Source organism: Desulforhopalus glucosivorans (assembly GCF_054397165.1).
Map to the genome: position 1 here is coordinate 5161610 of NZ_AP044854.1, position 12387 is coordinate 5173996.

General features: G+C 44.5%; 10 protein-coding genes. 5 read left to right on the plus strand and 5 right to left on the minus strand.

What is annotated here, in order from left to right:
• The first annotated feature begins 6 nt into the window (after positions 1–6).
• A complete protein-coding gene (locus ACX6CI_RS22045) occupies positions 7–663 on the plus strand; it encodes a general secretion pathway protein GspB (protein ID WP_458775803.1) in 657 nt (218 codons plus the stop codon).
• On the opposite strand, the gene ACX6CI_RS22050 is transcribed toward ACX6CI_RS22045, so the two are convergent.
• On the minus strand, positions 660–1451 hold the full coding sequence (locus ACX6CI_RS22050; protein WP_458775804.1) for a PAS domain S-box protein: 792 nt from the start codon (positions 1449–1451) through the stop codon (positions 660–662). The two genes, ACX6CI_RS22045 and ACX6CI_RS22050, sit on opposite strands and share 4 nt — an antisense overlap.
• Positions 1452–1982: 531 nt before the next feature.
• Here ACX6CI_RS22050 and ACX6CI_RS22055 point away from each other — a divergent pair.
• Entirely contained in the window at positions 1983–2381 is a 399-nt protein-coding gene (locus ACX6CI_RS22055) for a hypothetical protein (protein WP_458775805.1), read from the plus strand.
• Between the two features lie 48 nt (positions 2382–2429).
• On the opposite strand, the gene ACX6CI_RS22060 is transcribed toward ACX6CI_RS22055, so the two are convergent.
• Positions 2430–3251 carry a PP2C family protein-serine/threonine phosphatase gene (locus ACX6CI_RS22060; protein ID WP_458775807.1) on the minus strand — a complete coding sequence of 274 codons (822 nt, stop codon included), beginning with the start codon at positions 3249–3251 and terminating at the stop codon, positions 2430–2432.
• A gap of 118 nt (positions 3252–3369) precedes the next feature.
• Here ACX6CI_RS22060 and ACX6CI_RS22065 point away from each other — a divergent pair, with 118 nt between their 5' ends.
• Positions 3370–5406 carry a protein kinase domain-containing protein gene (locus tag ACX6CI_RS22065; protein WP_458775808.1) on the plus strand — a complete coding sequence of 679 codons (2037 nt, stop codon included), beginning with the start codon at positions 3370–3372 and terminating at the stop codon, positions 5404–5406.
• Between the two features lie 15 nt (positions 5407–5421).
• Here ACX6CI_RS22065 and ACX6CI_RS22070 read toward each other — a convergent pair whose 3' ends face one another.
• Together ACX6CI_RS22070 and ACX6CI_RS22075 are read right to left on the minus strand one after the other, a co-directional pair.
• Positions 5422–5889 (minus strand): FHA domain-containing protein, encoded by a 468-nt coding sequence (locus ACX6CI_RS22070; protein WP_458775809.1) that lies wholly within the window; start codon positions 5887–5889, stop codon positions 5422–5424.
• A 185-nt stretch (positions 5890–6074) separates the two neighbouring features.
• Positions 6075–6464, minus strand: a complete 390-nt coding sequence (locus ACX6CI_RS22075) for a hypothetical protein (RefSeq protein WP_458775810.1) — start codon at positions 6462–6464, stop codon at positions 6075–6077.
• Positions 6465–6880: 416 nt separating this feature from the next.
• On the opposite strand from ACX6CI_RS22075, the gene ACX6CI_RS22080 reads away from it, so the two are divergent.
• Both ACX6CI_RS22080 and ACX6CI_RS22085 read left to right on the plus strand, forming a co-directional pair.
• On the plus strand, positions 6881–8281 hold the full coding sequence (locus ACX6CI_RS22080; RefSeq protein ID WP_458775811.1) for an FAD-binding oxidoreductase: 1401 nt from the start codon (positions 6881–6883) through the stop codon (positions 8279–8281).
• Between the two features lie 11 nt (positions 8282–8292).
• Positions 8293–9549, plus strand: a complete 1257-nt coding sequence (locus tag ACX6CI_RS22085; protein ID WP_458775812.1) for a (Fe-S)-binding protein — start codon at positions 8293–8295, stop codon at positions 9547–9549.
• A gap of 237 nt (positions 9550–9786) precedes the next feature.
• Here the strand turns inward: ACX6CI_RS22085 and ACX6CI_RS22090 are convergent, their stop codons facing one another.
• Positions 9787–12051 (minus strand): NADP-dependent malic enzyme, encoded by a 2265-nt coding sequence (locus ACX6CI_RS22090; RefSeq protein WP_458775813.1) that lies wholly within the window; start codon positions 12049–12051, stop codon positions 9787–9789.
• Between the last annotated feature and the right edge of the window lie 336 nt (positions 12052–12387).

The window sequence follows — 12387 nt, forward strand, 5'->3', positions numbered from 1 at the left end:
AATGATATGTCTTATATACTTGAAGCTTTAAAAAAATCAAAAGAAGAACGCCAGGACGAGGGTGTCCCGCACCTGCATATTGTGCACGGGGGACCTGTCTATAAATCACGTCTAAAGCTGTCCAGCAGAGCAGGACTGTTGTTGCTCGGTTGTGTCGTCATTCTTGCTGTGGGAGGCGTTTTCTTTTTTAGTCAACAAGAAGAACTCAAGCAGACCTCCAAGCAAAATCAGCGTATTAGATTGGGCCGGATTGAGATACGTAATGATTTTTTTACGCAACAGGAAGGTGATGTTGTAGTACAAAATTCATCAGCTGGTTCTTCTGGACGACCTGATCCGGAGGTTGTAAAGATTGTCAGAAGTCATGCAAAAAAAGCACTTCCAAGGGTCTCTGTGGTTGATAGTCCTCCAGAATCGAAAGAGACGTATGAGGATATCCAGTTTCGAAGAGAGTTGCCTCAGGATATACAAAAGACCTTACCCGAATATGTCTTGGCCGGTCACACCTTTGCCGATGACCCTGCTCAGCGGATAATAATTATAAATAATACAATACTTCGTGAAGGTGACAGCATTGATGGTGATACAACGTTGCTGAATATTATCTGGGAAGGGGTCGTTCTTAATTACAAAGGGATTACCTTTAAACAACGAGTCCATTAGGAAGCTGTGGTTAGGGCCTCAATTCGAGGGTCTTTTGCATGGCTGGGGTAGAGTTTATCTACACAAGTAGGACATATCCCATGGCTGCATTTTGCTGCGGTGTTAGATTCAATAAATTGCTCAACCTCTGTCCAGCCACCTTTTTTATCGCGTATTTTCTTACAATGGGAACAAATAGAGAGGGTTCCTCTCAGACGATTGAGTTGGGTGATGTCCTGTACAAATGAAAGTAGAAGAGGTGTGTTGTCGATGTTGATGGCGCCGGTGAAAACTTCCACGTCTTTAATTTCTCCGCTCGAGAGACGGTGTTTAAAGTAGTACACCTTGCGTTTTTCTTTGTTGGCGAGTTTCAGTTCTGTGAATATTTTTTCTTTGGTTTCAGTGTTGATTTCATGGATGTACATGTTCTTTAACTCTTTTACTGTATATCCATAAAAGGATGCAGCCTGGGGATTTGCATCTATGATTTTACCGGTGTCAGGATCTATGATCAGAATAATAGAATGACTTTTCTCAAAAAGGGCAAAATGCCAGGAACCTGCAATGGTGGATCTCCTGGCTTCTGTTTTCAGTTGTCTGTTCGTTTTCTCGAGCAGGGTCATACTGGCCTTCCACTTGTCAAGAAAGAGACCAATGAAAAACCCTGAAATTGCCCCCACCATCAGGGGGATGGTGTATCTGTAAAGTTCATTTTCCACTCCTGATCCATTTAGAGCGATCCGGCCAAAACAGGGAACAATTATGGCCGCAGTGATCGCGCAAAGGATTGTGTAGGGTGGGCAAGGCATAGAAACCTTTTTCTATAATGATAATATAGTGAAGGTGCATATCCCGTTCATCGGGGTTAGCTGATATAAAAATATATTGAAAAAAAGTAGGAAAAGCAAATTAACCTGCAATTTTCTCAAAAAACTCAATCGCTTTAATATCTATCCTCCATATTTCATGAATTGAGATGGTTAGTGGTTTACTCCTGAAAGTGTAACTCTCTACTAAAACGAAGGGTAGCTGACCATATCAGTGCGCTCGCAGGGTGAGAAACATACATTTGCTTAAGGTGCAAACTGTGACGAGAAGTTTGAAGACAAAAACAAGTCTAGCAGTCAGATATTAAAGTGTATTATTGTTTTTGAGCTGAGCCTTTCATGAAATGTGCGGGGTAGTAGCTGTGAAACAGTAGGTGTCGCTCCTAAAAATGGAGAGAGGAATGGTGTGGATTCTTTATGGAGAACCGACTATATAACTGTTCGTGGGATTGCTGAGGAATCACTTCTTTAGTTGCTAATGTGCTAATGTGTTACGTGTGCCATGGGGACTGGATGTCGCTTGAAAATAAATCTACTCAACAAGAGAGAATGGGAAGGATTGGGGAAAGACCCTACTGGGTTCTGAACCTTTCTATTGTTATCAGAGCTTTACATCAGGTCGGGGCTGCCGTTTTTTTGACGACATTTCTTTTAAAAGATGACTTCGTCCTGCCTCGATTGTATCTCTACCTTGTTTTTGTCAGTGGTTTTGCCTTAATCTTCACAGAGTGGATGAGGCATCGGGAGGTGTTTAGAGAGATTTCCGGCATTGCCACATGTATTAAGCTGATTTTACTTGGGGCTGCTTTCCATCAGTTTTTGCCTACGACTCCCACCGTGGTTTTCACCTTCCTGCTTGCATCAATTTGTTCCCATGCTCCTAAAAAAGTCCGTCATAAACTAATGTACTAGACTGATTTCAAAGCGGAATGGTTTGCTAGATGTTAGAAAGAGAATGTTCTACTCTGGAATGCAAACGAGTGTTACTGACACATTATCACGGCCACCGTTGTCGTTGGCCATATTGACAAGTATTTCAGTCCTGAGAGTAAGGGGCGCATCAAAGAGCAAAACGGCCTCAATCTCTTCATTAGTGACCATATTGTACAGTCCATCAGAGCAGAGCAGGAAGATATCTCCAGGATTTGCCTGACCACTAATTATGTCAACCTCCAAGTGGGGTGCCACCCCAACGGCCCGGGTAAGAACATTTTTGAGAACTGAGCTGCCCGCTTGTTTCTGAGCGATGATTCCACTGTCGACCTGGTCCTGCACCAGACTATGGTCTTTTGTGAGCTGACGTAGTGGTGTGCCTGGTGAGAGGAGATAGCTGCGACTGTCTCCCACATGGCCAATGACATAGTTCAGATCTGTAAATGTCAACACTTCTGCAGTGCACCCCATACCAGCGTGTTGAGGGATTTTCGTTATATGGTCCTGGATGATCTTGTTGGCGTTTTCAAAACAGGCATAGACCTTGTCTTTAGCTTGGTTGAGAGCCTTATTGATAGGCTGTTCAAGTTCCTCCTCTGAGTCTTCAAAGCAGGCGTAAAATCTTTCTTTGAGGCTCGGCCCTTTTTGAACCCCTGTGGTTAAGAATATTTCCTCAATGGACTGCAGAAAAAACTTACTTGCAAGATCACCTTTGGCTGCGCCCCCCATTCCATCGGCAACCATAAAGAAGTTGAGTTCAGTATTAACTGCGCATGTATCTTCATTTTGGGAGCGCTTCAAACCAACGTCAGTTTTACAACAAGCTTCAAGGGGGAGGGTAGGTATCATTTGGTCGCCTTTCCTACAGGTTATTCATGGAATTCATGGCCAAAAACTCTCTTCGGCTCAATAAAATATACTATATCATGAAGATTTAATAAGTTAATCGTCGAAAATCAAAGGGATTATGATATTATTAGGGGGAAAGTTAGACAACAGACATAATCAGGTTCCCAAAATCGGTACACCAGAATTGAAAGATATAAATAATACTGAACAACTCAGTAGCAAATACACCTTGCTGGATCTTATTGGCAGCGGAGGGATGGCTGAGGTTTACCGGGCAAAACTGGTGGGGACGGGGGGCTTTGAAAAACCACTTGTCATAAAACAGCTCCTTGCCGATGTCGCAGGGGATGGGGAAGTTGTTGCCAATTTTATCGATGAAGCTCGGCTTGCTGCTCTTTTGCAGCACGAAAATATAGCCTGTGTTTACGATTTTGGTGAGGAGGAAGGACATTACTTCATTGCCATGGAGTATCTTTTTGGCAAGGATCTACACACGACCATGGCCCAGGCAAAGAGTGATCGTGGAACCATTGGTATCAATCAGGCCCTTTTTATCGCGGCGCAGATCTGTGCAGGTATGGACTATGCTCATAATCTTAAGGATATGCAGCAGCAACCGTTGAACATCATCCATAGAGATCTCACTCCTCACAATGTCTTTCTTACCTACGAGGGGAAAGTTAAAATCATCGACTTCGGGGTAGCAAAGGCTGAACTCTTTGATAATCGCACCAGGGCAGGAGTCGTGAAAGGTAAGGTTACCTATATGTCTCCGGAACAGCTGGTTGAGGGAGATGTGGATTCCCGATCCGATATTTTCTCAATTGGCATCCTGTTGTATGAGATGCTGAGCGGGGTGCGCATGTATCAGGGTGATACTGCAACCCTTATTAGAAAATGTATCAACGTGGAGCATCTTCCCTTTGAGGAAGTACTGCCGGGGGAAGATCCGGTAATCTATAAGATACTCGGTAAAGCCCTGCAAAAAGATAAAGAAAAGAGGTATCAGAGTTGCGGTGAGATGCTCGATGATATTAACGAGTATTTTTTTGAACAGGGAGTACGTCCTGATAATAGAATGGTTAAGACCCTGCTGCTTGAACTTTTTCAGGTAGATCATGATGCGGAAATCCAGCGTTTATCTCCAGTCGATAATTCCGGAAATACAAGAGTTTCAACGGTTGTTCTGGACGATGATAAAACAATCTTTGTCGAAATGCCTTTTCCTGCTGGAGGAGACTGGAAACCGGGGTTTAATAGGAATAGCCTACTGGTTGGGTTCGCTGCACTGTTCTGTATAATTGCAATGGCCTATGTGAAAATGGCCTTTACAACAAGGCAGAACAATGAAGAACAGGTCATTGTCGAAGAGCTGCAGCCTACAGTGGTGTTGCGGGTACCCGAACCTGAAAGGAAGCCGGTTGTTCAGATTACACCACTGCAGATACCTGTTGAGCCTGAGGTGATAGTGGAAAAAGAACTGAATGACGAAGATATTATGGCGCGGGCTGTGGGGATCTTTATGGAAAAGGCAGAAAAGGCCCTTGGTGAGAATAGATTAACTCTGCCTGAAGAAGACTCAGCTTTTGGCTATTATAAAAAAGTGCTCGAACTTGATCCGGAAAATAAAGACGCAAGATCCGGTATGGCTACCATTGCAAGGCGGTACGAGGTTGCTGCTCTGAAAAAGCTTGAGGAGGGAGATGTTACTGCTGCAAGGGACAGGATCAGTAAGGGGCTTGAAGTGGAAGCCGGTAATGAAAAACTTCTGGCGCTGCAGCAGAAAATTGAAGATGACGAACAGGCTGTAATTGACAGTCTTCTCAGAAAGGCAAAAAATGCATTTGCCGCCAAGAGATACACCACTCCGGCAGATGACTGCGCATATCGGTATTACAATGAGATTAAAGAAATTCGCCCAGAGAGTAAGCTCGTTGAGCGAGGGCTACGTGCTATTGCTGATAGATATGCCACCATGGGGGATAAAGCCCTGCAGAATATGAACCTCAGTAAAGCGCGGGGTTATGTTTCTTCCGGCCTGAAGGTGTATCCCCGTCACCAGGCGCTTCTGGAATTGCAGGCCGATCTGCAAAAGAGTAAAACAGCTATTTTCTTTAAAGGCATTAAACGAAGTTTTCGGCCTATCTTTAATTAATTCCGAGAAATTATCTCAACCAAATAACCAGGTCGTGAATCTCTTCAATAGAGAAGGTGAAGCTTCAGCCTCTCTTGCCCTCATTTCAGCCTTTTCCTGCTCGCGGTGGATAAGGGTACGGTATTCGTTAGTGTCCAGAATTCTGGTTTTATCATCATCTAAATCGTCAACCCCGCTCTTTTTGTTCATCAGGTCAGATCGATCAAAGATCAGATCGTGTTTCCCAATGAGCAGAACATCGCCATGGCGTAGGTTGTGCATGGAAACCTTTTTCTTGTTAACAAAGGTGCCGTTTGTGGACTCTAGATCCCGGATGACAAAGGTTGTTGAGACAGATTCTATTTTTGCGTGGGTACCAGAAACAGCAAGATTATCAATGACGATATCATTGGAGCTTTTTCGGCCAATGGTACAGCTCTGGCCCACAGCAAGAGGATAGTCCCTTATCTTTTTGTCTTTAAACTTCAGTGTTATTATTGGCATAATGTATTGGTATATATGGCTTTTTACAGAGAGAATAACGTAAAATATGATCAATTATGTTAACGTTTTAAGAGATAATCTGTCAACCTGATTTAACAGGCCAGCCTTAATATACGGTAACCATACGGTTAAGAGGAGTGGTTGCGTTGCTCTATGGATATGCTGCAACTGTCTGTTTAGCAGCTTTAGAGGTTGCGTAGATGTTTTTTGATGGTAGTAAAAAAATGATTTTGTGGGGCTGAAAAACAGACTCCCACCTTGAAGAAGTGCTGGTTCATATGCTGGCAGCTGTCCATCCAGACAGAATGGGCTGTAAGGGTGAAATCACCCAGTGTCTCCATTGATTCGTGGGATTGGAGTAAAAGGTTGTGGCTGCTGTTGAGGGTTGTGAAGAAGAGATGTTTCCCTTCAATTAATAATTTGGGCGTGAGCAGACAAGCGCCACCTTTTGAGACGTTAATAATTTTAGCCTCTATCCTGCCCGGGTGCAGTTCTAAATTACTGTTAGCCTGTAATCTCAGCCAAACCGGTATGTTACTCGTGATTCTTGTCTCTCTGAAAGGGAAGGAAACCATCTGCTTAATTAAGTTGTGAGTAGATACTCATTGGCTTGCGTAAACTGCATACTCCTTTAATTGTAGGGGGTTGAACTCTTTTTGTCAAAAAAACCTCACTCCATGCTGTCCGGGTTGTATGTCGAAGTAAAAGTGTAAACAGGCGAATAGTTCTCTTTAGGCTACCTTGAAAAATTGGTTCCACCCAACTTCATCGTTGCACTCAAAATTTTATCCTTGGAATATCAATTGTATGCCTGTGGTAAAATTTATCGCACGTCTCGAATTTGAACGCATTACCCCGTTTTTCAAGGGACCCTTTAGAAAGAAAAATGTGGAAAGAATATGGTTGATGGTTTTTATACTATATTTGCTGGAAACGAGGGTTGTCTCGCGGTTGAATCTACAATCCGTCAATGCAAAAAGGATACTGTTAAATGAATCATGAAGTGATTGAAGAGCTTATAAAAATTGTAGGGCAGGAAAATGTGTCCACGGACACCACCGATAAAATTACACATTCTTATGATGCAACTCAGGAGCAACATCTGCCGGACGCAGTTGTCCATGTGAGTTCTGCAGAGCAGGTGAGTAGCATCGTAAAACTTGCGTGCAGCAAAAAAATACCTGTGTTGCCAAGGGGTGCGGGAAGTGGTTTTACCGGCGGTAGTCTGCCTGTTAATGGTGGGATTGTTCTGGTCTTATGCGGTATGGATAAGATCCTGGAGATTGATACAGACAACCTGACGGCAGAAGTTGAACCAGGTGTGGTAACTGCAGAGCTACAGCGTCAGGTGGAGAAATTAGGGTTGTTTTATCCCCCGGACCCGGCATCAAAAGAGTACAGTACCCTTGGAGGCAATGTGGCGGAGTGTGCAGGTGGACCACGTTGTGTAAAATACGGGGTGACCAAGGATTATGTCCTGGGGCTTGAGGTGGTAACTCCCACCGGTGATATTATCCGTACCGGCGGTAAGACCCTGAAGAATGTTGTTGGGTATGACCTTACAAAACTCTTTGTCGGTTCTGAAGGAACCCTTGGTATTATTACCAGCATTACCTTAAAGCTGATTCCAAAGCCCGCTGCTAAAAAGACCATGCTGGTACAATTTGAAACAATTGATGCAGCAGCAGAGTCTGTCTCAGCAATAATCGGGGCTAAAATTATTCCAACCACCCTGGAGTTTTTAGATGCGGCAACCATCGACTGCATACGGGATAAGAGTGATATTCCCCTACCTGAAAACTGTCAGGCTGTACTCATTATAGAAGTGGACGGCGACCCGTTAATCCTGACCAGCCAGGCGGAACAGATATTATCTATTATAGAACCATTTCAGGTGCTTGATACTCGTATTGCCACAACTGATGAGGAATCAGAAGAAATTTGGAAGGTTCGTCGTATTGTTTCCCCAAGTCTTCGTAAAATTAATCCTGATAAATTTAATGAGGATATTGTTGTACCTAGATCAAAGGTGCCCGATATGATTCGCGCCCTTGAATCCATCTCCAAAAAATATCAGGTTCCCATTGTTAACTTCGGTCATGCCGGAGACGGGAATATCCATGTGAATGTGATGGTCGACATGAACGAAGAGGGGATGGATGAAAAAATTGAAGTTATTATGGAAGAGGTGTTCAAAGCGGCTGTACGTCTTCGTGGCTCTATCTCAGGGGAACATGGTATCGGTACTTCCAAGGCTAAATATATGAGTATGGAATTGAACAAGGAAACAATCGAGTACATGCAGCGCATTAAGACTGCCCTTGACCCTCTCAATATACTTAATCCCGGCAAAATATTTACTGAGGAAGCGCCCCAGTCTGGAAAGGGTTGATGGGGGGACCTATGAGTAAAAATAAATCACTACAGGACTTTGAGTCGGTAATCCGCGAGTGCGTTAAGTGTGGGGTATGTCAGGCTCACTGTCCAGCCTATCTGGTGGGTAAAAAAGAGGGTGCGGTGGCAAGGGGTAAGATTAGTCTTGCAGCTGCAATTCTTGATGGCAAGGTTGAGCTGGATGAGCGACTACAACAGGATATCAGTATGTGTCTTATGTGCGGATCCTGTGTGAATAAGTGCCCTAACAAGGTTCCAACGAATGAAATTGTTGGTGCAATCCGTCGTCAAATTACTGAAAAACAGGGGTTGTCCCTTATTGGAAAGGGTGTTTCAACCGTGCTTGCCTCTAAGCCACTTATGAAGACACTTTCAAAAACTGGTGCAATGCTTTCCCCGCTGGTTCTGAAAAAGGTTCCTGAGGCTAGTGGCCTGCGCCTGCGTTTTCCATCTCCTATTATGAGTGGTAGAACAGTCCCTCATATTCCAGTGAAAAATCTCTTTGACCGTGTTCCGGAATACACCGAGGGCAGACCTGGTAAGCCAGTAGTTGGTTTTTTTGCAGGTTGTTCTATTACCTATGCCTATCCTGAAATAGGAGAGGAGATGGTTTCCATATTGCACTCCATGGGGTTTTCTGTCTATCTGCCAAGAGAACAACAATGCTGTGGAATTCCGGCTCTGTCCTCAGGTGATGGGGGGCTGGTTGAAGAACTTGCTGAAATCAACGTGAACGCCTTTCACGGACGGGAGGTGGATTATGTAATTACAGCGTGCGCGTCCTGTAATGGTGGTATTGGTGAGTATTATGGCACTATGAAGGATGATCTGTCAGCGTTTACTGATAAGGTCGTCGATTTCAGTGTGTTTTTACAGGAGCAGGGGCTTTTTGAACAACTTGCTGAGATGAAGAAGTGGCCCACAAGAAAAAGAGTCACCTACCACGATCCATGTCACCTCAAGACCCAGGGGATCACCCCCGAACCTCGGGAGTTTTTGAAGGCTCTTCCAAATGTTGATTTTGTTGAGATGGAAGGTGCTGACAGTTGTTGTGGCCTCGGAGGTACCTTTTCGGTATATCACTATGATGCGAGTAAGGCGATTGGCTCACGAAAGATTTCGGGGCTTATTGAAAGTGAGGCAACTCATATTGCGACGGCCTGCCCAGGCTGTATCCTGCAATTACAAGATATTATAAACCACGCAGAACTTAAGGTTAAGGCGGTTCATATTCTGGAATTGTTAGCTGAGGCCTTGGAAGAGTAGGTACACCTCGTCGCTTACTCTCGGTGTCAGACTTTCTGCTTCGTGATACGTGAAAAAGCCTTAACAGGACCCTGCTGCACTTGCACAGTGAGGTAGTAATTCCTGCAACCGCAGTTGAATTGGGGGGCATGTAGTAGTGTAAAAGCCGATCGTAGGGCCTGTCTTGCAACAATATTACGAGAAGGTCTTGATAGTTGAAACATCGCCAACCTTCTCGTAGTGAGTTCTGCAGGAAGCTTACTTGTTTTGTCCGGCTTTTAGAGCGGCAAGGGTTGTGAGGTTGAAGATATTGTCAGCATTGGCCCCACGCTCAAGGATGTGTGCAGATTTATTCAGGCCCACAAGGATAGGTCCGATGGTATCCACCTCAGTGAGACGCATAAACAGTTTATATGCGGTGTTGGCAGCATTGAGATCCGGGAAAATAAGGACATTGGGCTCACCTTTTAGGCTTGAGAACGGGAATATCTCATCACGAAGTTCCGTGTTAAAGGCTAGGTTTGCCTGTATTTCACCATCTATGTTGAGCTCAGGATCCATCTTTTTCACAAGTGCCGTTGCCCTGGCTATACGCGCCGCATCCTCTGATTTGGAAGAGCCGAAGTTAGAGTAGGAAAGCATCGCCACTTTTGGTGTGATATCAAACTCTTTTACAAATTCGGCAACACTGATCGCTATCTCGGCAAGTTCCTGCTCAGTTGGACGGATGTTGATGGTTGTGTCAGCAAAAAAGAGGGTCCGGTTTTTGAAGACCATCATATAGACCCCGGCAACAGTCGATCTACCTTCATTTTTTCCAATACATGAGAGGAGCGGTTTGACCGCTTTTCCATAGGGAATCGAGTGGCCATGGATCATGGTGTCCGCATCACCTTCCTGGAGCATCATGGCGCTAAAATACCCTGTGTCCTGGGTCATTATATCCCTGGCGTAGGGTAGAGTGACTCCTTTTCTCTGTTTGAGTTCGTAATAGCTCTTTGCATATCGCTCAACAAGGTCTTTTTCCTGCAATGGATCAATGCTTTCGATGGCATCCGACTTAAGGCCATGACTTTCAAGCGCAGCTTCAATCTCTTTTTTATTACCAATGAGGATTGGTTTCGCCATCTGCTCTTCCATGACATGAATGGCAGCACGGACAACATCTTTATTAGTGCCTTCGGGGTAAACCACTCGAACAGGATGTTCTTTGACATGATTTGTCACATAGCGAAGAATTGCCTTGGAACGTCCAAGAGTCGATTCCAGCTGTTCGGTATATTTTTCCAGATCGTCGATATGCTTTCTTGCAACGCCACTATCCATGGCCGCTTTGGCAACTGCTGGCGCGATACGCATGAGGGCTCTTGGATCAAAGGGGGTTGGGATAATATATTTAGGGCCAAACTCAAAGTTTTCAACGCCATAGGCTCTCAGAACAGAATCCGGAACTTCTTCTTTAGCAAGGGCTGCAATGGCTTCAACCGCTGCAATTTTCATCTCTTTGTTGATTTCCCGTGCCCTGGTATCGAGGGCCCCCCGAAAGAGAAATGGAAAGCAGAGGACATTATTTACCTGGTTATCGTAGTCACTCCTACCTGTGGCCATTATGCAGTCTGGACGGGCGGCTATGGCATCGGGGTATGATATTTCAGGCTCAGGGTTGGCAAGGGCAAAGATGATGGGGTTTTCCGCCATGGATATAACCATCTCTTTTGTGAGTGCTCCGGCTACACTTACACCGCAAAACACATCTGCACCAGCTATGGCCTCCGTAAGGGTTCTGTGTTCGGTGTTACTGGCAAGTCGTTTTTTATATGGATTCATGGACGCTTCCCGCCCTGTATAAATGACGCCCTTTGAATCGCATATAATAAGGTTTTCTTTGGGAAGTCCCAGCTCAAGAAACATCTGGGCACAGGCAATACCTGCAGCTCCTGCTCCATTAAAGACGGCCTTTACTTCGCTAATCTTTTTTCCTGTAACTGACAGGGCATTGATAAAGGCAGCACCGGTGATAATAGCAGTACCGTGCTGGTCATCATGGAAGACGGGAATGTCGATTTTTGCCTTTAAGTTTTCTTCGATGTAAAAACATTGGGGGGCCTTGATATCTTCAAGATTAATACCACCAAATGTAGGGGAGATCAGTTCGCAGGTACGAATAAACTCGTCAGGATCTTCCGTTGCAACCTCTATGTCAAACACATCGATATCTGCAAATTTCTTGAAAAGTGCTCCCTTGCCCTCCATTACAGGTTTCCCGGCAACGGCCCCAATATTTCCAAGCCCAAGTACTGCAGTACCGTTTGAGATAACTGCCACAAGGTTCCCTTTGGCAGTATACTCATAGGCATTCTCCGGGTTGGCCGCGATTTCTTCACAGGGGCGTGCGACACCCGGGGAGTAGGCCAGGGAGAGGTCTTTTTGGGTTGAAAAAGGTTTGGTAACAACAACTTCAATCTTTCCTTTTCGACCATTTTTATGATAGTCGAGGGATTCAGTATAGATATCTGTTTTCATAGTTTTTACTCAGTTAGTTTGGGGAGGGAGCGTTGTTTTTTGCTATTAAATTATACTGTACAGGGGTCTTGTGGGTTGAGCCCTACGGGGATATTGGTTGAATTCCTATAGGTGCAGGTAAAAAAAGATTATTCGCTGGGCTAATAAATGCTGTTTTTCATTAAACTGCAAGGAGGAAAGTATAAAATATCATTTGGTTTATTTTTGCACCTCTTATTCTCGGCTGGTAGTTGTGGCTATAAAGCCCTTTCTCTTTTTAGAATGCGTGTTAAAATACTCTACAGAGTAGTACTTAACTCGAGTGTGTCAGGAAGCTGATATACCTGAGATACTTGA

What these genes read in the sequence shown, in the direction of transcription:
- ACX6CI_RS22045 (WP_458775803.1), top strand. Translation starts at nt 7, where the DNA reads ATGTCTTATATACTTGAAGCTTTAAAAAAATCAAAAGAAGAACGCCAG.
- ACX6CI_RS22050 (WP_458775804.1), bottom strand. Translation starts at nt 1,451, where the DNA reads ATGCCTTGCCCACCCTACACAATCCTTTGCGCGATCACTGCGGCCATA.
- ACX6CI_RS22055 (WP_458775805.1), top strand. Translation starts at nt 1,983, where the DNA reads ATGTCGCTTGAAAATAAATCTACTCAACAAGAGAGAATGGGAAGGATT.
- ACX6CI_RS22060 (WP_458775807.1), bottom strand. Translation starts at nt 3,251, where the DNA reads ATGATACCTACCCTCCCCCTTGAAGCTTGTTGTAAAACTGACGTTGGT.
- ACX6CI_RS22065 (WP_458775808.1), top strand. Translation starts at nt 3,370, where the DNA reads ATGATATTATTAGGGGGAAAGTTAGACAACAGACATAATCAGGTTCCC.
- ACX6CI_RS22070 (WP_458775809.1), bottom strand. Translation starts at nt 5,889, where the DNA reads ATGCCAATAATAACACTGAAGTTTAAAGACAAAAAGATAAGGGACTAT.
- ACX6CI_RS22075 (WP_458775810.1), bottom strand. Translation starts at nt 6,464, where the DNA reads ATGGTTTCCTTCCCTTTCAGAGAGACAAGAATCACGAGTAACATACCG.
- ACX6CI_RS22080 (WP_458775811.1), top strand. Translation starts at nt 6,881, where the DNA reads ATGAATCATGAAGTGATTGAAGAGCTTATAAAAATTGTAGGGCAGGAA.
- ACX6CI_RS22085 (WP_458775812.1), top strand. Translation starts at nt 8,293, where the DNA reads ATGAGTAAAAATAAATCACTACAGGACTTTGAGTCGGTAATCCGCGAG.
- ACX6CI_RS22090 (WP_458775813.1), bottom strand. Translation starts at nt 12,051, where the DNA reads ATGAAAACAGATATCTATACTGAATCCCTCGACTATCATAAAAATGGT.